16 protein-coding genes and 1 pseudogene are annotated in these 17,352 nt (G+C 65.7%); 8 read left to right on the plus strand and 9 right to left on the minus strand.

Annotated features, from left to right (window positions below):
• Window positions 1-77: 77 nt before the first annotated feature.
• The 3 genes from V0R62_RS24415 to V0R62_RS24425 form a co-directional block, all read right to left on the minus strand.
• Complete coding sequence (locus V0R62_RS24415) at window positions 78-506, minus strand: organic hydroperoxide resistance protein (protein ID WP_330105544.1); 429 nt, start codon at window positions 504-506, stop codon at window positions 78-80.
• Window positions 507-636: 130 nt separating this feature from the next.
• Window positions 637-1,092, minus strand: coding sequence for a MarR family winged helix-turn-helix transcriptional regulator (locus tag V0R62_RS24420; protein ID WP_330105545.1), 456 nt, complete (start codon window positions 1,090-1,092; stop codon window positions 637-639).
• Window positions 1,093-1,147: 55 nt separating this feature from the next.
• Entirely contained in the window at window positions 1,148-2,104 is a 957-nt protein-coding gene (locus V0R62_RS24425; protein ID WP_330105546.1) for a LysR family transcriptional regulator, read from the minus strand.
• Between the two features lie 117 nt (window positions 2,105-2,221).
• Here V0R62_RS24425 and V0R62_RS24430 point away from each other — a divergent pair, with 117 nt between their 5' ends.
• Window positions 2,222-2,971, plus strand: a complete 750-nt coding sequence (locus tag V0R62_RS24430; RefSeq protein ID WP_186735911.1) for a sulfite exporter TauE/SafE family protein — start codon at window positions 2,222-2,224, stop codon at window positions 2,969-2,971.
• Between the two features lie 65 nt (window positions 2,972-3,036).
• On the opposite strand, the gene V0R62_RS24435 is transcribed toward V0R62_RS24430, so the two are convergent.
• On the minus strand, window positions 3,037-3,888 hold the full coding sequence (locus V0R62_RS24435; protein WP_028691732.1) for a LysR substrate-binding domain-containing protein: 852 nt from the start codon (window positions 3,886-3,888) through the stop codon (window positions 3,037-3,039).
• Between the two features lie 96 nt (window positions 3,889-3,984).
• Here V0R62_RS24435 and V0R62_RS24440 point away from each other — a divergent pair, with 96 nt between their 5' ends.
• Both V0R62_RS24440 and V0R62_RS24445 read left to right on the plus strand, forming a co-directional pair.
• On the plus strand, window positions 3,985-4,203 hold the full coding sequence (locus tag V0R62_RS24440; RefSeq protein ID WP_028691731.1) for a DUF1127 domain-containing protein: 219 nt from the start codon (window positions 3,985-3,987) through the stop codon (window positions 4,201-4,203).
• A 76-nt stretch (window positions 4,204-4,279) separates the two neighbouring features.
• The gene (locus tag V0R62_RS24445) at window positions 4,280-5,500 is read left to right on the plus strand and encodes a winged helix-turn-helix domain-containing protein (protein WP_330105547.1); all 1,221 of its coding nucleotides are present in this window, start codon (window positions 4,280-4,282) and stop codon (window positions 5,498-5,500) included.
• Here V0R62_RS24445 and V0R62_RS24450 read toward each other — a convergent pair.
• Window positions 5,481-6,827, minus strand: coding sequence for a class II 3-deoxy-7-phosphoheptulonate synthase (locus V0R62_RS24450; protein WP_028691729.1), 1,347 nt, complete (start codon window positions 6,825-6,827; stop codon window positions 5,481-5,483). The two genes, V0R62_RS24445 and V0R62_RS24450, sit on opposite strands and share 20 nt — an antisense overlap.
• Before the next feature lie 116 nt (window positions 6,828-6,943).
• Between V0R62_RS24450 and V0R62_RS24455 the strand changes: the two genes are divergently transcribed.
• Entirely contained in the window at window positions 6,944-7,699 is a 756-nt protein-coding gene (locus V0R62_RS24455; RefSeq protein WP_330105548.1) for a spermidine synthase, read from the plus strand.
• A 289-nt stretch (window positions 7,700-7,988) separates the two neighbouring features.
• A pseudogene (locus V0R62_RS24460) lies at window positions 7,989-9,699 on the plus strand (DEAD/DEAH box helicase).
• A gap of 130 nt (window positions 9,700-9,829) precedes the next feature.
• On the opposite strand, the gene V0R62_RS24465 reads toward V0R62_RS24460, so the two are convergent.
• The gene (locus V0R62_RS24465) at window positions 9,830-10,582 is read right to left on the minus strand and encodes a DODA-type extradiol aromatic ring-opening family dioxygenase (protein WP_330105549.1); all 753 of its coding nucleotides are present in this window, start codon (window positions 10,580-10,582) and stop codon (window positions 9,830-9,832) included.
• Window positions 10,583-10,683: 101 nt separating this feature from the next.
• Here V0R62_RS24465 and V0R62_RS24470 point away from each other — a divergent pair, with 101 nt between their 5' ends.
• The gene (locus V0R62_RS24470; protein ID WP_330105550.1) at window positions 10,684-11,334 is read left to right on the plus strand and encodes a thiopurine S-methyltransferase; all 651 of its coding nucleotides are present in this window, start codon (window positions 10,684-10,686) and stop codon (window positions 11,332-11,334) included.
• 197 nt (window positions 11,335-11,531) lie between these two features.
• On the opposite strand, the gene htpX is transcribed toward V0R62_RS24470, so the two are convergent.
• Complete coding sequence (gene htpX / locus V0R62_RS24475) at window positions 11,532-12,419, minus strand: protease HtpX (protein WP_038705666.1); 888 nt, start codon at window positions 12,417-12,419, stop codon at window positions 11,532-11,534.
• Between the two features lie 302 nt (window positions 12,420-12,721).
• Window positions 12,722-13,933 (minus strand): pyridoxal phosphate-dependent aminotransferase, encoded by a 1,212-nt coding sequence (locus tag V0R62_RS24480; protein WP_050704677.1) that lies wholly within the window; start codon window positions 13,931-13,933, stop codon window positions 12,722-12,724.
• 167 nt (window positions 13,934-14,100) lie between these two features.
• Between V0R62_RS24480 and msrB the strand changes: the two genes are divergently transcribed.
• Both msrB and V0R62_RS24490 read left to right on the plus strand, forming a co-directional pair.
• Window positions 14,101-14,496 (plus strand): peptide-methionine (R)-S-oxide reductase MsrB, encoded by a 396-nt coding sequence (msrB, locus tag V0R62_RS24485; protein WP_050704678.1) that lies wholly within the window; start codon window positions 14,101-14,103, stop codon window positions 14,494-14,496.
• 12 nt (window positions 14,497-14,508) lie between these two features.
• The gene (locus V0R62_RS24490) at window positions 14,509-14,997 is read left to right on the plus strand and encodes a glutathione peroxidase (protein ID WP_069017516.1); all 489 of its coding nucleotides are present in this window, start codon (window positions 14,509-14,511) and stop codon (window positions 14,995-14,997) included.
• Here the strand turns inward: V0R62_RS24490 and V0R62_RS24495 are convergent.
• The gene (locus V0R62_RS24495; protein ID WP_330105551.1) at window positions 14,987-17,341 is read right to left on the minus strand and encodes a response regulator; all 2,355 of its coding nucleotides are present in this window, start codon (window positions 17,339-17,341) and stop codon (window positions 14,987-14,989) included. The two genes, V0R62_RS24490 and V0R62_RS24495, sit on opposite strands and share 11 nt — an antisense overlap.
• Between the last annotated feature and the right edge of the window lie 11 nt (window positions 17,342-17,352).

The following is a 17,352-nucleotide window of genomic DNA, read 5'->3' on the forward strand; positions in this document are numbered from 1 at the left end:
GCCTTTCGAATGCTGGGACCGCTTTGCGGTCCTTTCGCGACACAAGGCCGCTCCTACAGGAATGGCCACCGCTGCGGTCAGACAGTCACATGCAACCGCACATCCACATTGCCGCGGGTGGCGTTGGAATAAGGGCAGACCTTGTGCGCCTTTTCCACCAGCTCTTCGGCGTCGGCCTGGGCCAGGCCCGGCAGGTTGATGTGCAGGTCGATGTCCAGGCCGAAACCGCCCGGGATCTGGCCGATGCCGACCTTGGCGGTGATCGACGCATCCGCCGGCAGGGCCTTTTTCTCCTGGCCGGCGACGAACTTCAGCGCGCCGATGAAGCAGGCCGAGTAGCCGGCGGCGAACATCTGCTCGGGGTTGGTGCCGTCACCGCCCGCGCCACCCAGTTCCTTGGGGGTGCTCAGCTTGACTTCCAGCTTGCCGTCGCTGGAGCGGGATTTGCCATCACGACCACCGGTGGAAGTGGCTTCTGCGATGTACAGCGGAGTGACCTTTTGCATCTTGAGCCTCGCTTGGGTGCTGTGCGCCGTCGGCGCTGAGTGGGTATGGATTTAAATTAGCGCGCAATTATTTAGTGCGCAAGTTAAAAGTTCGACCATTCATCCGAACAGCCATCTCACAGCTTAGACGTCAGAGGTTTTCTTGCAGCTGCGCACGCAGGGCGAGCAGGTCGGCCTGCAGCTTGCGCAACTGCTCGGCGCTGTGACCGCTGGCCTGCAGGATGCACTGCGGCACGCGCTGGGCCTCGGCCTGCAGGTCGCGGCCCTTGTCAGTCAGCTGCACCAGCACCACCCGTTCGTCCTCGCGGCTGCGGCTGCGCTTGAGCAGGCCTTCGCTTTCCAGGCGCTTGAGCAGCGGCGTCAGCGAGCCGGGGTCGGTGAGCAGGCGCTGGCTGATCTCGCCCACCGTCAGGCCGTCCTGTTCCCACAGGACCAGCATGGCCAGGTACTGCGGGTAGGTCAGGCCCAGCGCCTGCAGCAGTGGCTTGTAGACCTTGGTCATCAGCAACGAGGTCGAGTGCAGGGCGAAGCAGACCTGGTTGTCCAGCAGCAGCGCGTCGCAGGAGGCTTGGGTGTCGGCGTTCATGCAGGTCCTTGGAATCGGTAAGGGTTAAAATCTAGCACGCCAAAGCTTGGTGCGCTCATTGCCAGCGCAGCTCGCTTCTCAGCGCCAGGTCCCAGGGCGGCACCGGGCTGAAACGGCTCTTGAGGAATTCGAGCAGCAAGCGGCTGCGAGAGTTCGTTTCATGTTCCAGGCGCAGGGCGTAGATACCGCTGGTCTCGGGCTCCGGCAGGCCGTTGTCGCAGAACAGCGGGACCAGTTCGCCGCGCAGCAGGTAGTCGCTGATCAGCCAGGTCGGCAGGTGGGCGATGCCCAAGCCGGCCAGGGCGCCGAACAGCAGGGTCTCGGCGTTGTTGGCGGCCATGCGCATGCGCGCCGGGCGGTACAGGCGGGTCTGGCCGTCGACCGCGAAGCGCCAGGCGAACGGCGGGGCCAGCCCGTCCCAGTCGAGGCCGTCGTGCCCAGGCAGCTCGCTGGGGCAGGCCGGCACCCCGCGGCTGGCCAGGTACGCGGGGCTGGCACAGGCGATGCGCACCATGTAGGCCAGCGGCGTGGCCACCAGGCGGGTGTCGGCCAGGGGGCCGGCGCGCAGCACCAGGTCCACTTCGCCCAGGTGGCTGCCGTGCAGGTCGACGAAGCTGTCGATCAGGCGCAACTGCACGTCGAGCCCGGGGTAGGCCACCAGGAAGTCGGCGATGGCCGGGGCCAGGTGGCGACGGCCGAAGGCGGCTGGTGCGTCGATGCGGATCAAGCCTTCCGGGGCATTGCTCAACGACACCGCCTCGGCGCGCGCCAGGCGCAGCTCCTCGATGATGCGCCGGGCCCGCTCGGCGAAGGCGTTGCCGGCCGGCGTCGGGCGCACGGCGTGGGTGCTGCGCGAGAACAGGCGGCTGCCCACCGCGCTTTCCAGGTTGTCGATGCGCCGCGCCACGGCGGAGGGCGTCAACGGGTGGCGCCGGGCGGCGGCAGAGAAACTGCCGGTGTCCAGCACGTCGAGGAACAGGCTGAGTTGTTCGGTGAGGATGTCGGGGCTCATGGCGGCTCGATACTTGTGCGAAATACGCAAAGCCATTGTGCGCTGCTGTGCGTTTCCCCGCCAGCCGCGACTGGCTAGCATGCCCTCATTCTCTGAAAGCAGGCGGATGAGGCGCTGATGATCGAGTGGGTGATGTATATCGTGCTGGGGGCCGCGCTCGGCACCTTGGGTGGGCTGTTCGGCATCGGCGGCGGGTTGATCGCCATTCCGGCGCTGGGCGTGCTGTTCGGCCTTGACCAGCAGCTGGCCCAGGGGACCGCCCTGGTGATGGTGGTGCCTAACGTGCTGCTGGCGCTATGGCGTTATCACCAGCGCAACCGCATCGAGCTGCGCCATGCCGTGCCGTTGTCGCTGTGCAGCTTCGTGTTCGCCTGGCTGGGGTCGATCTGGGCGGTGGGCATCGATGCCCAGTCGATGCGCCTGTACTTCGTCGGTTTCCTGGTGGCACTGGCGATCTGGAACGTGGCGCGGATGTTCCTGCCGGTGCGGCCGCCGAGCAATCAGCTGCGTTATCCGTGGCCTTGGCTGGGCGTGCTGGGCAGCTTCGCCGGGACCATGGGCGGGCTGTTCGGCGTGGGCGGGGCGGTGGTGGCCACGCCGATCCTGACCTCGGTGTTCGGCACTACCCAGGTGGTGGCCCAGGGGCTGTCGCTGGCATTGGCGGCGCCTAGCACCATGGTGACGCTGTTGACCTACGGGGTGCACCAGAGTGTCGACTGGAGCATCGGGATTCCGCTGGCGGTGGGTGGGTTGCTGAGCATCAGCTGGGGGGTGAAGCTGGCCCATGCGTTGCCGGAGAAGGTATTGCGCACGCTGTTCTGCGGGTTTTTGGTGGTGTGTGCGGTGATGCTTGGGTTCGAGCTCTAGATAGTCGGGGCCGCGTTGCGGCCCATCGCGGGGCAAGCCCGCTCCTACACGGGGCGGGGGGATGCTTATTTGAACCCTTCGACGATGTACTCGGCCATGCAGTCGGTGATCGGCGAATGCTGCTGGTCGTTGCGCAGCAGCATCACGTTGGCCATGTGCAACTGTGGCAGGCCGTCGTCCGCGCCGAGGATGCGCAGGTCGCCGCCGATCAGGCTCTGCAGCTGCGCGGTCACCGCCAGCCCGGCATGCACGATGGCGAAGATCGCCGCCAGGCTCGGGCTGGTGTAGGCGATGCGGTACTCGATGCCCTGGCGCTCCAGGGCGTTGCAGGTCCAGGCGCGGCAGAAGCAGTCGGTGTTGAACAGCGCCAGCGGCATCGGCCGCTGCTCGTGGGGGCAGAAGCCCTTGGCCGCGGCCCACACCAGGCGCTCTTGGCGCAGCAACTGGCCGACCTCGTTGCCCGGCTCGCGGGTGACGATGGTCAGGTCCAGGTCCTGGCGCAGCATCAGTTGCTTGGACGAGTCGCAATGCACCTCGACATGGATCAGTGGATACGCCTGGGCGAAGCGGGTGAGAATGCCTGGCAGGTAGCGCATGGCGTAGTCGTCAGGGGTGCCGATGCGCACCACCCCGACCATGTGCGGCATGCGCAGGGTGTTGAACACCTCGCCGTGCAGCTTGAGGATGCGCCGGGCATAGCCCAGCAGGACCTGGCCCTCGGCGGTGAGGCGCACCTGGCGGCCGTCGCGCTCGAACAGCTGGCGCTGCAGGATGTCCTCTTCCAGGCGCTTCATCTGCATGCTCACCGCCGACTGGGTGCGGTTGACCACCTCGCCAGCGCGGGTGAAGCCGCCTTGCTCGGCGATGGCGACGAAGGTGCGCAGCACGTCCGCGTCGAGACTCTGATACTGGGACATGGCATCAATCTCCGAGATGCATGACATCAGAAACATTCGTTGGATTGATCTTAGGCCTGGGCAGAGACTGGAGCCATCCACAAGGAGGGCGTCAAGATGAAAGGTCATTTCAACGTTGCTCACCAGCCTGGGTCTACCCTCGGCCACCTGTTGCACGATGCCGGCGGGCGGCTGCTGCGCTGGTACGAGCTGCACCGCCAACGCGACGAACTGGCGCGCCTGAGCGATGCCACGCTGCACGACCTGGGGTTGTCGCGAGCCGATATCCAGCAGGAGGCCGACCGGCATTTCTGGGAGGATCCGTTGCGTAAATGAAGAGGGCTACAATCGCCGGACAAGCCTGTCCGGCGATTGCGTCTTTACTGTCTGAACATCAGACGGAGCCCACTTCATGCCCCTCAGCTTGTCCATTTCCCAGGCCCGCCGCCTGGCCTTGTCCGCCCAGGGCTTCGGCAAGTCGCCCGGCGGCCCTGCAACCCTTGCCAGCCTCACCCGCATGTTCCAGCGCCTGGGCGTGGTGCAGATCGACTCGGTCAATGCCCTGGTACGCTCCCACTACCTGCCGCTGTTCTCGCGCCTGGGCGACTACCCGCACGACCTGCTCGACCAGCTCGCCTGGGGCCCGCGCCGCCAGCGCCGATTGTTCGAATACTGGGGCCATGAAGCATCGCTGCTGCCGCTGGCGTTGTACCCGCTGATGCGCTGGCGCATGGCCCACGCCGCCGACGGCAAGGGCATCTACCGGCAACTGGCCGCGTTCGGCCGCGAGCGGCGCGAGGTGATCGAGCGGGTGCTGGCGGCGGTGCGCGACCAGGGCGCGCTGGGCGCGGGCAGCCTGTCCACCCGCGAGGAGCGCGCCGGCCCCTGGTGGGACTGGAGCGAAGAAAAGCACGCGCTGGAATGGCTGTTCGCCGCCGGCGAGGTCACCGTGGCCGGGCGTCGCGGTTTCGAGCGCCTGTATGACCTGCCCGAGCGGGTACTGCCGGTGGCCATCCTCGATCAGGCCCAGCCCAGCGAGATCGAAGCGCATCAGGGCTTGCTGCTGCACGCCGCCGGTGCCCTGGGCGTGGCCACCGAACAGGACCTGCGCGATTACTTTCGCCTCTCGCCGCAGCAGAGCAAGGCCGGCCTGGCCGTATTGGTCGAGGACGGCCGCCTGCAGGCCTGCACGGTGCAGGGCTGGAAACAACCGGCTTATGTCGCGGGGGTGCCACGGATTCCCCGGCGCATCGAAGCCAGCGCCTTGCTTTCGCCGTTCGATTCGCTGGTCTGGGCGCGTGAGCGTACCGAGCGCCTGTTCGACTTTCGCTATCGCCTGGAGATCTACACCCCGGCGCACAAGCGGGTGTATGGCTACTACGTGTTGCCGTTCCTGCACGACGGGCGCATCGCCGCCCGCCTGGACCTGCGTGCCGAGCGCGCCCACGGACGTCTGGCGGTACATGCGGTGCACGAAGAGGCGTTGGGGCTGGACGAGGCAGGCTACCAGGCCTTGGCGCTCAGCCTGCGGCAGCTGGCCGACTGGCTGGGCCTGGCGCGGGTGCAGCTCAACTGCCCCCGCGCCGAGGGCAGCCGGCTGCGTCAGGCGTTGCTCAGCGGCGTACCTGCTTGAGGGTTTCGGCGATCAGGAACGCCAGCTCCAGCGACTGGTCGGCGTTCATCCGCGGGTCGCAGTGAGTGTGGTAGCGGTCGGACAGGGCGTCCTCGGTGATCGGCCGGGCGCCGCCGATGCACTCGGTGACGTTCTGCCCGGTCATCTCGATATGGATGCCGCCAGCGTGGCTGCCCTCGGCCTGGTGCACCTGGAAGAACTGCTTGACCTCGTCGAGGATCTGCGCGAAATCGCGGGTCTTGTAGCCGCTGCTGGCCTTGATGGTATTGCCGTGCATCGGGTCGGAGCTCCACAGCACCTGGCGGCCTTCGCGCTGCACGGTGCGGATCAGCCCCGGCAGGTGGTCGCCGACCTTGCCGGCGCCCATGCGCACGATCAGGTTCAGGCGGCCCGGGTCGTTGTCCGGGTTGAGCACGTCGATCAGGCGGATCAGCTCCTCGGGGTTCATGCTCGGGCCGACCTTGACTCCGATTGGGTTGTGCACACCGCGCAGGAACTCGACATGGGCGCCGTCGAGCTGGCGGGTGCGATCGCCGATCCACAGCATGTGCGCCGAGCAGTCGTAGTAGTCGCCGGTCAGGCTGTCGCTGCGCACGAAGGCTTCCTCGTAGTTGAGCAGCAACGCTTCGTGGGCGGTGAAGAAGCTGGTTTCACGCAGTTGCGGCGCGGTATCCAGGCCACAGGCGCGCATGAAGGCCAGGGTCTCGTCGATGCGGTTGGCCAGCTGGTGGTACTTGTCGGCCAGCGCCGAGTTGGCGATGAAGTCCAGGTTCCACTTGTGCACCTGGTGCAGGTCGGCGAAACCGCCCTGGGCGAAGGCGCGCAGCAGGTTGAGACTGGCGGTGGCCTGGTGGTAGGCCTGCAGCAGGCGCTCCGGATCGGGGACGCGGCTTTTTTCGTCGAAGCCGATGCCGTTGACGATGTCGCCACGGTAGGCGGGCAGGGTGATGTCGCCGATGGTTTCGTCATTGGCCGAGCGCGGCTTGGCGAACTGGCCGGCCATGCGCCCGACCTTGACCACCGGGCAGCCGGCGGCGAAGGTCATGACAATGGCCATCTGCAGCAGCACCTTGAAAGTGTCGCGGATCTTCGCCGCGGAGAACTCGGCGAAGCTCTCGGCGCAGTCGCCGCCCTGCAGCAGGAACGCCCGACCCTGGGTCACTTCGGCGAACTGCCGGCGCAGCTCGCGGGCTTCGCCGGCGAACACCAGCGGCGGGTAGCTGGCCAACGTCTGCTCCACCTTCAGCAGGTGCGCGGCGTCGGGGTAGATCGGTTGCTGCTGGATCGGCAGGGCGCGCCAGCTGTCAGGGGTCCATTGTCGGGTCATCGCAAGCTCTATCCATAAGTGTCGTTAAGGCCTGCCAGCCATGGTACGCCCGGGTGTGCTTGTTGCACCACCGGCATTGGCGGACAATGGGCGTTTTGCGCGGGCAGGTGGTAAGGATGGCGACGGAGCGGGAAGAGCGGCTGCTGGCACGGGTCGAGGACGCCTTTGGCGTCATCAGCGTGTACGAGGTGGATGACTATCGCTTCCTCGAGTTCGGCGACGCCATCGAGCAGAGCTGTACCTTCACCGCCGACCCGAGCTGGCTGGAGTACGACTACACCCGCGCCATGCTGGTCGGCGCGCTGTGCCACGGGCAGCCGGAGAGCGCGCTGTTCCTCGGCCTTGGCGCCGGCACCCTGACCCAGGCGTGCCTGAAGTTCCTGCCGCTGGAGGATGTCGAGGCCATCGAGCTGCGCCCCGACGTGCCGCGCCTGGCCATGGAGTACATGGGCCTGGACGACGACCCGCGGCTGTATGTGCGGGTGGGCGACGCCCTTGAGCTGCTACCCAGCGCGGAGAAGGCCGACCTGCTGTTCGTCGACCTGTATACCGACTATGGACCTGGTGTCGGGCACCTGGCCTGGAGCTTCCTGGAAAACTGCCAGAAGCAGTTGAATCCCGATGGCTGGCTGGTGATCAACCAGTGGGCCGGGGATGACGGCAAGCCGCTGGGCGCAGCCTTGCTGCGTGGGTTGTATCACCGGCATTACTGGGAGCTGCCGGTGAAGGAGGGCAACGTCATCCTGCTGGTGCCGGCGGACCTGGAGCAGACGCTGGATATCGATGCCGTGCGGGCGCGGGCCGCAGCGCTGGCGCCGCAGCTGGGGTATTCGCTGGAGTACCTGATCAAGGCCATCCGCCCGGCGACCTGATCCGGATGTGCGCGATCTCCTGCAGGGAAACGATTCAGCCTGGATCCAATGTGAGTCTGGATCTTCGAAATATTTCTCACAACTCACGGCTATTTCGGGTATAGTACGCGCCGGTCTTTTAGCGGACCTCAAAATCAGGTGGTGCAAATCCTCCGAATCCAGCTTCGGCTGCGCGTCCGCTAGGCGGACCTTCCCAAGACGTTCCTATTTCAATCGTTTTCGCAAATCCCCGCCGCCAAAGCTGCCTGGGTGACCGTTTGGTCTTTCAAGGCATGTGCAGCTTTGGAGCATGGGTCTTTGCGGATGCACCTAGAGGCAGACCCATGACCCAGGAAACCGGCGGATTCGCCGCTCTCGAACTCAATCCGAACATCGTTGCTGCCGTCCTGGCCACCGGCTATGAAGAGCCGTCGGCCATTCAGCAACAGTCGATCCCGATCATCCTCGCCGGTCACGACATGATCGGCCAGGCGCAGACTGGCACCGGCAAGACCGCTGCCTTCGCCCTGCCGATCCTCAACAAGATCGACGTGAGCAAGCGCGAACCGCAAGCCCTGATCCTGGCGCCAACCCGTGAGTTGGCGCTGCAAGTAGCCACCGCTTTCGAAACCTACGCCAAGCAGATGCCGGGCGTTAACGTGGTGGCCGTGTACGGTGGTGCCCCGATGGGCCCACAGCTGCGTGCCATTCGCAATGGCGCACAGATCGTCGTCGCCACCCCGGGCCGCCTGTGCGACCACCTGCGCCGCGACGAGAAAGTCCTGTCCACCGTCCAGTACCTGGTGCTCGACGAAGCCGACGAAATGCTCAAGCTGGGCTTCATGGATGACCTCGAAGTGATCTTCGACGCCATCCCTGCCACCCGCCAGACCGTGCTGTTCTCCGCCACCTTGCCGGCCTCGATCCGTGCCATCGCCGAGCGCCACCTGCGCGAGCCGAAGCACGTCAAGATCCAGAGCAAGACCCAGACCGTGACCGCGATCGAGCAGGCCCACCTGATGGTCCACGCCGACCAGAAGATCCCGGCCGTGCTGCGCCTGCTGGAAGTGGAAGAGTTCGATGCGCTGATCGCCTTCGTGCGCACCAAGCAGGCCACCCTGGACCTGGCCGCCGCCCTGGAAGCCAAAGGCTACAAGGCTGCCGCGCTGAACGGCGACATCGCCCAGAACCAGCGTGAGCGCGTGATCGACTCGCTCAAGGACGGCCGCCTGGACATCGTCGTCGCCACCGACGTCGCTGCCCGTGGCCTGGACGTGCCGCGCATCACCCATGTGTTCAACGTCGACATGCCGTACGACCCGGAGTCCTACGTGCACCGTATCGGCCGTACCGGCCGTGCCGGTCGCGATGGCCGTGCGCTGCTGCTGGTCACCCCGCGTGAGCGCCGCATGCTGCAGGTGATCGAGCGTGTCACCGGTCAGAAAGTCGCCGAAGCCCGCCTGCCTAACCCGCAAGCCGTGCTGGACGCGCGCATCAAGAAACTGACCAAGAGCCTGGCGCCGCTGGTGGCTGAGTCCGAAGCCAGCCATGGCGAGCTGTTCGACCGCCTGACCGCCGACCTGGGTTGCAGTGCCCGTGCCCTGGCCTCGGCCCTGCTGCGCAAGGCCACCAACGGCCAGGCGCTGGACCTGGCTTCGGTAGAGCGCGAGCAGCCGCTGGTGCCGACCTACACCCCGCGTGAGCGTGGTGAGCGTACCGAGCGCGGCGAGCGTCCGGATCGTGGCGAGCGCGAGCGTCGCGCGCCGATGCCGCTGGCCGAAGGCCGCGTGCGTTGCCGTACCGCCCTGGGTGCCCGTGACGGCATCGCCGCCAAGAACCTGCTGGGCGCGATCCTCAACGAGGGTGGCCTGGCGCGTGACGCCATCGGTCGTATCCAGGTGCGTGACAGCTTCAGCCTGGTCGAGCTGCCGGAAGATGGCCTTGAGCGCCTGCTGACCAAGCTCAAGGACACCCGCGTGGCCGGCAAGCAGCTGAAGCTGCGTCGCTACCGCGAAGACTGATCCTGGCGCTGCAATAAAAAATCCCCGGCCTTTGGGCCGGGGATTTTTTTTGCCTGACGCTTAACTGAACCCGCCCCCTGTAGGAGCGGCCTCGTGCCGCGAAAGGGGCGCAACGCGCCCCCGGCGCCCTTCAGTCGAACCGATAAATATCCATCCCCAACGCCCCCAGCGTAAACCCCTGGTGCACGATGCCAAACCGCCCGCCAGCCCCCATGGCGAAGAACAGCGGCAACAGATGCTCATCACTGGGATGATTGCGCACAGCAAACGGTGCCTGCCGCCGATAATCCACAAGCGCCGCCTCATCTGCGGCACTTAACCGATCCACCACCCAATCACGAAACGCCAGCGCCCAGGGCTCGACCGCATCCGGCCCGGCATGCCAGTCCAGTTCGCCCAGGTTGTGGGTGATGCTGCCCGAGCCGACCAGCAGGATGCCTTCCTCGCGCAGTGTCGACAGCGCCCGGCCAACCTTCAGTTGCAGATCAGGACCGGCTTGGCTGGGCAGCGACACCTGGACCACAGGAATCTCCGCCTCGGGATACATCAGCGACAGCGGCACCCAGGCGCCGTGATCGAATGGGCGCTGCGGGTCCAGCCTCGCGCCGAGGCGCTCGGCTACCCGCCGGGCCAGTTCCGGCGCGCCGGGCGCGGGGTATTGCACGGCGTACAGGGCCGGTGGAAAACCATGGAAGTCATGCCAGGTCTGCGGCTGTGGGTTGCTCATCACCAGCAACTCGCGGCTCTCCCAGTGCGCAGACACCACCACGATCGCCTTCGGTCGGGGCAGGGCGCGGGCCAGCGCGGCCAGGGCCGGACCGCTGGCGCCGGGTTGCAGGGCGAGCATGGGCGATCCGTGTGAGATGAACAGGCTGGGCAGCATGGCGGGGTCCTGGCAGGTAAGATGCAGCCATCTTCGATCAGCCTTCGATCGAGATCCAATATAAGTTTTCACAGGCTTTTATCGAAAAACCAGGAGGAATCATGGAGCCAGCGTTCTGGCACAAGCGGTGGGCGGACAACCAGATCGGCTTTCACCAACCTGAGGTGAACCCGTACCTGCAGGCGCACTGGCCGACCTTGGGGCTGGCCCAGGGCGCGCGGGTGCTGGTGCCGCTGTGTGGCAAGAGCCTGGACCTGCTCTGGCTGGCCGCCCAGGGCTATCGGGTGCTGGGGGTGGAACTGTCGCGCAGGGCGGTGGCGGACTTCTTCACCGAACATGGCCTGGTGGCGCAGATTGCCCGGCACGGTGCCTTCGAGGTATGGCGCAGCGATGAGGTGGAGCTGTGGTGCGGGGATGTGTTCGCCTTGCGCGCCGAGGATCTGGCGGAGTGCGCGGGGATGTATGACCGGGCGGCGTTGATCGCCTTGCCGCTGGCGATGCGCGAGCGGTACATGGCGTTGTTGAGTGAGCGGTTGCCGGCGGCCTGTCGGGGGCTGCTGGTGACCCTGGATTACGACCAGGGCTTGATCGACGGGCCGCCGTTCTCGGTGCCGGACGCCGAAGTACGAGCAGGGTTTGCCGGGTGGCGGGTTGATGAGGTCGAGGCGCGGGAGATTCTCGACGAAAGCCCGAAGTTTTTGAAGGCCGGTGTTGAAAGCCTGGTAGAGCGAGTCTACAGCGTTCGACGCTAAGCTGGCTTTTACCCTGTAGGAGCGGCCTTGTGTCGCTGAAGGGCTGCGCAGCAGCCCCGGGATCTTGGCATCATGCAAAATCGCTGGGGCTGCTGCGCAGCCCTTTCGCGGCACAAGGCCGCTCCTACAGGGGCGGGGTGATTTTTTGCGCAAATAAAAAGGGCGACCTAGGTCGCCCTTTTTATTTGCTGCCTGGATCAACCGCGACGGCGCAGGGCGTCGATGCGGTCTTCCAGCGGCGGGTGGCTCATCAGCAGGCCGGCCAGGCCATGCTTGAGGCCGCCATTGATGCCGAAGGCCTTCATGGTGTCAGGCATGTGCACCGGCAGGCCTTGTTCGGAGCGCAGGCGCTGCAGCGCGCCGATCATCGCGCCAGTACCGGCCAGGTGGGCACCGGCTTCGTCGGCGCGGAACTCGCGGCGACGCGAGTACCACATGACGATGATGCTGGCGAGGATGCCCAGGACCAGCTCGGCGACGATGGTCGCGATGAAGTAGGCGATGCCGTGGCCTTCTTCGTTCTTGAAGATCACCCGGTCGACGAAGTTGCCGATGATGCGGGCGAAGAACATCACGAAGGTGTTCACCACGCCCTGCACCAGCGCCATGGTGACCATGTCGCCGTTGGCCACGTGGCCGATCTCGTGGGCCAGCACCGCACGCACCTCGTCGGGCGAGAAGCGCTCCAGCAGGCCCTGGGAGACGGCGACCAGCGCGTCGTTGCGGTTCCAGCCGGTGGCGAAGGCGTTGGCCTCGTAGGCCGGGAAGATACCCACCTCGGGCATCTTGATGCCGGCCTCGCGGGACAGCTCCTCGACGGTCTGCAGCAGCCACTGTTCGTGGCGGGTGCGGGGCTGGGTGATGATCTGGGTGCCGGTGGTCATTTTCGCCATCCACTTGGAGATGAACAGCGAGACGAGCGAGCCAGCGAAACCGAACACGGCGCAGAAGACCAGCAGCTGGCCGAGGTTGAGGTCAACCCCGTTAGCCGCCATGAACCCGTTGAAGCCGAACAGGCTCAGGGTAATGCTTGCAACCAGCACCACCGCGAGGTTGGTGGCTACAAACAACAGAATGCGCATCATGGTTGTTACGTTCTCCTGACGGATAAGTTCGTTGCGTACTGCGGGGTATATAAGGGGGAGGGCGCGGCTATTCAACCGGGCGACTATTTCAAACTGTGTACGCGAGGAGTATGGCAGAGGATGCCGAGAGGGCTTTGGGAGAGAGCGTTGCAGGATGTAAGGGTGTAGGAGCGGCCTTGCCGAGGCATCGGACCGGTCGGAAAGGGCTGCGCAGCAGCCCCGGCGATTTTGCAAGGTACCAAGATCCTGGGGCTGCTACGCAGCCCTTTCGCGGCACGAGGCCGCTCCTACATCGGGACCTGTTATTGCGAATAGGTCCGCAGGAAATTGCCGATCCGGCCAATGGCCTGTTCCAGGTCATCCACCCGCGGCAGCGTCACCACGCGGAAGTGGTCCGGCCATGGCCAGTTGAATGCCGTGCCCTGGACGATCAGCAGCTTTTCCGACAGCAGCAGGTCGAGCACGAACTTCTCGTCGTTGAAGATCGGGCAGACCTTCGGGTCGATCTTCGGAAACGCGTACAGCGCGCCCATCGGCTTGACGCAGCTCACCCCTGGGATGGCATTGAGCAGCTCGTAGGTGCGGTTGCGCTGCTCCAGCAGGCGGCCCGGCGGCAGCACCAGGTCGTTGATGCTCTGGTAGCCGCCCAGGGCGGTCTGGATCGCGTGCTGGGCCGGCACGTTGGCGCACAGGCGCATGTTGGCCAGCATGTCGATGCCTTCGATGTAGCTCTGGGCGTGGTGCTTGGGTCCGGAGATGATCAGCCAGCCGGAGCGGAAGCCAGCCACCCGGTACGACTTGGACAGGCCGTTGAAGGTCAGGCACAGCAGGTCCGGGGCCAGCGACGCGGTGCTGATGTGCACGGCCTCGTCGTAGAGAATCTTGTCGTAGATCTCGTCGGAGAACACCACCAGGTTGTGCTGGCGCGCCAGCTCCAGCATGCCCAGCAGCAGCTCTTTCGAGTAGACCGCGCCCGTCGGGTTGTTCGGGTTGATGATCACCAGGGCCTTGGTGTTCGGGGTGATCTTGGCCTTGATGTCGTCCAGGTCCGGGAACCAGTCGGCCTGCTCGTCGCACAGGTAATGCACCGGCTTGCCGCCGGCCAGGCTCACTGCGGCGGTCCACAGCGGGTAGTCGGGGGCCGGGATCAGCACCTCGTCGCCGTTGTTGAGCAGCGCCTGCATCGACATCACGATCAGCTCGGACACACCGTTGCCGAGGTAGATGTCCTCGATGGTGACGCCTTCGATTTCCTTCTGCTGGCAGTACTGCATCACCGCCTTGCGCGCGCTGAACAGGCCCTTGGAGTCGCTGTAGCCCTGGGCGGTGGGCAGGTTGCGGATCACGTCCTGGAGGATCTCGTCCGGCGCCTCGAAACCAAACGGCGCCGGGTTGCCGATGTTCAGCTTGAGGATGCGGTGGCCTTCCTCTTCCAGGCGTTTGGCGTGCTTGAGCACTGGGCCGCGAATGTCGTAGCAGACATTGGCGAGCTTGTTCGATTTGCTGAACTGCATGATGAGATCCCGAGTGAGAATGCGCGCCGCCCTTGCTCGAAAGGTTTGAAAGGGCGGGAAGCGGGTGCCAGACTGGCTGCCTTGCACACGAAGCCAACTAATATACGTGCCACCCGCGCCAGGGAAAAGCCGGTGCGAGGTGAAAATCAGCCTGCCGAGGTCCCATCATGCAAAAGATCGACAAAACCCTGGACGAATGGCGCGCCATGCTCGATCCGGCCCAGTACCAGGTGTGCCGGCTCAAGGGCACCGAGCGGCCGTTCAGCGGCAAGTACAACAGCGAGCGCCGCGACGGCATCTACCACTGCATCTGCTGTGACCTGCCGCTGTTCGACGCCAAGACCAAGTTCGATTCCGGCTGCGGCTGGCCGAGCTTCTACGCGCCGATCGAGGAGGCCGCGATGATCGAGATTCGCGACACCTCCCACGGCATGATCCGCACCGAAGTCACCTGCGCCCAGTGCGATGCCCATCTGGGCCATGTATTTCCCGACGGCCCGCCGCCGACCGGGCTACGCTACTGCATCAACTCGGTGTGCCTGGACCTCAAGCCACGCGATTGACGGAGAGCGAACATGGCCGATGCGCTGCTGGATATCCCCTGCGTCACCCTCGGTGGCGAACAGAAAGTGCTGGGCGACTTCGCCGGCAAGGCGCTGCTGGTGGTCAACACCGCCAGCCAGTGCGGTTTCACCCCGCAGTACAAGGGCCTCGAACGCCTGTGGCAGGACTACCGCGACCAGGGCCTGGTGGTGCTGGGCTTCCCCTGCAACCAGTTCGGCAAGCAGGAGCCGGGCGACGCCCGCGAGATCGCGCAGTTCTGCGAGCTCAACTTCGGCGTGAGTTTCCCGCTGTTTCGCAAGATCGAGGTCAACGGCCCCGGTGCCCACCCGCTGTTCGCCGAACTCAAGCGCCGCGCGCCGGGCGTGCTGGGCACGCAGAAGATCAAGTGGAACTTCACCAAGTTCCTGGTCGACCCACGCACCGGCAAGGTCAGCCGCTTTGCCCCGACCACCAAGCCCGAGGCACTGAAATCGGCGATCGAGCCGCTGCTCAACCGCTGACCGGCACCCAGTGCTCGATCAGCGCCAGCAGTTCCTCGCGGCGGAACGGCTTGGCCAGGTAGTCGTTCATGCCCGCGGCGCGGCATCGCTCGCGCTCCTCGGGCATGGCGTTGGCGGTCAGCGCGACGATCGGCAGCTCCGGCCAGCGGCTGCTCTGGCGGATGCGCCGGCTGGCCTCGTAGCCATCCATCACCGGCATATTGCAGTCCATCAGCACCAGGTCGAAGCTGCCCTGCTCCAGGCAGTCCAGGGCTTCCTGGCCGTGGGCGGCCACCTGCACCTGACAGCCGAGCTTGGCCAGCATGCCCTTGGCCACCAGCTGGTTCACCGGGTTGTCCTCCACCAGTAGGATGCGCGCCCTGAGCTCGCGCGAGGCCGGTACCTCGTGGGGCAGTGGCGCGTTGGGCTCGCCCTGCAAGGTGCGGCGCAGGGTCTGGTACAAGGCATTGCGTGCCAGGGGGCGGGCCAGTTGCTGCAAGGGCGCCAGTTGCTCGGCCTGCTCGGTGGGCAGGAAGTTACCGTAGGCGGTCACCAGCAGGATCGGCGCCTCGATGGCCGGGCGCAGGTCGAGCACGTGGTCCAGGTCGTCGGTAATCAGCAGGTCGACGGTCGTGCCGGCCAGGTCCTTGGCATCCTCATGACGCGCGTATTCCAGCCCCCAGCGCGGCAACAGTCCCTCCAGCAGCTCGGCCAGGCCACTGCCGGGGTTGCCCAGGGCCACCACCCGTCCGTTCAATGGCGCCGGCGGGATCGCCTCGGTGTGCGCCGGTAGCGGCAGGTCGGCGGTGAAGCGGCTGCCGAAGCCGGTTTCGGACTGGATATGCAGATGCCCCTGCATGGCCTTGCACAGGTTGCGGGTCAGGGCCAGGCCCAGGCCAGTGCCGCCGTACTGGCGAGTGATGCCGGCGCCGGCCTGGGTGAACGGCTGGAAGATCCGCGCCTGGGCCTCCTCGGGGATGCCGATGCCGGTGTCGCTCACCTCCAGGCGGATACCGCCGACGATGCTGCTCAGGCGCACATCGACGCGGCCGAAACGGGTGAACTTGAGGGCGTTGGACAACAGGTTGCTGACGATCTGCCGCACCCGGGTTGGGTCGCCCAGCACCGTGCTGGGGAAGTCCGGGGCGACCAGGCAGGTCAGTTCGACGCTGGGCGCGGCATTTTGCGACAGCAGGTTGGCGGTGTCTTCGACCATGGCGCCGAGGTCGAACGGAATGCGTTCGAGCTCCAGCTGGCCGGCGTCGAACTTCGACAGGTCGAGGATATCGTTGAGCAACTCCACCAGTACCTTGCCCGAGTCGTGGGCGATCGACAGCTGCTGGCGCTGCTCGGGCGCCAGGCCGCTGTCCAGGGCCAGGGCGATCATGCCCAGCATGCCGTTGAGCGGGGTGCGGATCTCGTGGCTCATGTTGGCCAGGAAGGCAGCGCGGGCCTGGGCCATGTCCAGGGCGCGCTGGCGCGCTTCGTCCAGCTCTTGGTTGGACAGGCTCAGGCGGCTGTTGCTGGCCTTGAGCTCGTTGGTGCGCGCCGAGACGATGTCTTCCAGCTCGTTGAGGTACTGGGTCAGGCGGTTCTCGGCGGTGCGTCGTTGCTGGATCTCGGTGGCCATGCTGACGAACTGTTGGTTGGCGACCCGCACCAGCACGCCAATCTCGTCGTTCTCATGGCTCTTGGGGCAGTCCACGCGGTTCTGCCTGGGCGTGCGCGCATCGTTGCCGCTGAGCGCGCCGATCACCGTCACCAGCGGCTTGGTCAGCATCAGGTAGAACAGCCCCAGAAGGATGCCGGTAAGCACCAGGCTGCGGGCGAAGCCGTTGACCAAGGTGACGCCGGCGCGATCGAGGAAGCGCCCACCGAAGGTGTAGGTGTCGACATCCAGGTAGAGGGTGCCGAGGTACTCATCGGGCATGTGGGCGAGGAACAGCCGGTCCTGGAACTGACGTTGCTCGCCGAACAGGAAGTCCGACAGCGCTCGGTAGCGGCTTTCCATGCTGGGCCGCTGCACGTCGGCCAGTACCGTGTCGTTGTTGTCGATCAGCCGCGCGCGGATCAGCGCCGGCGATTTCAGCAGGCCGCCGGTCAGCTCCTGGGCCAGTTCCGTGTCGATGTTGTAGGCGATGCGCGAGGCCGTGTCGTGGCTGATCTTCAGCAGTGCCTGAATTTCACGGTTGATGGACGCGTCTTCGCTGGCATAATCGATGCCGATCTGGATGAGACTGAGCAATGTTCCCAGGATGAAGCCGACCAGGACTGTCAACCGGGCTTGCTTGTATGACAGGCGATTGGTGAACTTGATATCCATGGGTCCCAAGCCGGTTACTTGCTCCGTGCGCTGCGCAAGCATAGCCGATCAGC

Origin of the sequence: Pseudomonas carassii, from assembly GCF_036324045.1 — a bacterium.
GTDB lineage: Bacteria > Pseudomonadota > Gammaproteobacteria > Pseudomonadales > Pseudomonadaceae > Aquipseudomonas > Aquipseudomonas peradeniyensis.

Coding starts and splice junctions, on each gene's coding strand:
- htpX (WP_038705666.1), bottom strand. CDS start 12,419: ATGATGCGCATTCTGTTGTTTGTAGCCACCAACCTCGCGGTGGTGCTG.
- V0R62_RS24425 (WP_330105546.1), bottom strand. CDS start 2,104: ATGAGCCCCGACATCCTCACCGAACAACTCAGCCTGTTCCTCGACGTG.
- V0R62_RS24430 (WP_186735911.1), top strand. CDS start 2,222: ATGATCGAGTGGGTGATGTATATCGTGCTGGGGGCCGCGCTCGGCACC.
- msrB (WP_050704678.1), top strand. CDS start 14,101: ATGCAAAAGATCGACAAAACCCTGGACGAATGGCGCGCCATGCTCGAT.
- V0R62_RS24470 (WP_330105550.1), top strand. CDS start 10,684: ATGGAGCCAGCGTTCTGGCACAAGCGGTGGGCGGACAACCAGATCGGC.
- V0R62_RS24495 (WP_330105551.1), bottom strand. CDS start 17,341: ATGCTTGCGCAGCGCACGGAGCAAGTAACCGGCTTGGGACCCATGGAT.
- V0R62_RS24465 (WP_330105549.1), bottom strand. CDS start 10,582: ATGCTGCCCAGCCTGTTCATCTCACACGGATCGCCCATGCTCGCCCTG.
- V0R62_RS24440 (WP_028691731.1), top strand. CDS start 3,985: ATGAAAGGTCATTTCAACGTTGCTCACCAGCCTGGGTCTACCCTCGGC.
- V0R62_RS24480 (WP_050704677.1), bottom strand. CDS start 13,933: ATGCAGTTCAGCAAATCGAACAAGCTCGCCAATGTCTGCTACGACATT.
- V0R62_RS24415 (WP_330105544.1), bottom strand. CDS start 506: ATGCAAAAGGTCACTCCGCTGTACATCGCAGAAGCCACTTCCACCGGT.
- V0R62_RS24435 (WP_028691732.1), bottom strand. CDS start 3,888: ATGTCCCAGTATCAGAGTCTCGACGCGGACGTGCTGCGCACCTTCGTC.
- V0R62_RS24445 (WP_330105547.1), top strand. CDS start 4,280: ATGCCCCTCAGCTTGTCCATTTCCCAGGCCCGCCGCCTGGCCTTGTCC.
- V0R62_RS24420 (WP_330105545.1), bottom strand. CDS start 1,092: ATGAACGCCGACACCCAAGCCTCCTGCGACGCGCTGCTGCTGGACAAC.
- V0R62_RS24450 (WP_028691729.1), bottom strand. CDS start 6,827: ATGACCCGACAATGGACCCCTGACAGCTGGCGCGCCCTGCCGATCCAG.
- V0R62_RS24455 (WP_330105548.1), top strand. CDS start 6,944: ATGGCGACGGAGCGGGAAGAGCGGCTGCTGGCACGGGTCGAGGACGCC.
- V0R62_RS24490 (WP_069017516.1), top strand. CDS start 14,509: ATGGCCGATGCGCTGCTGGATATCCCCTGCGTCACCCTCGGTGGCGAA.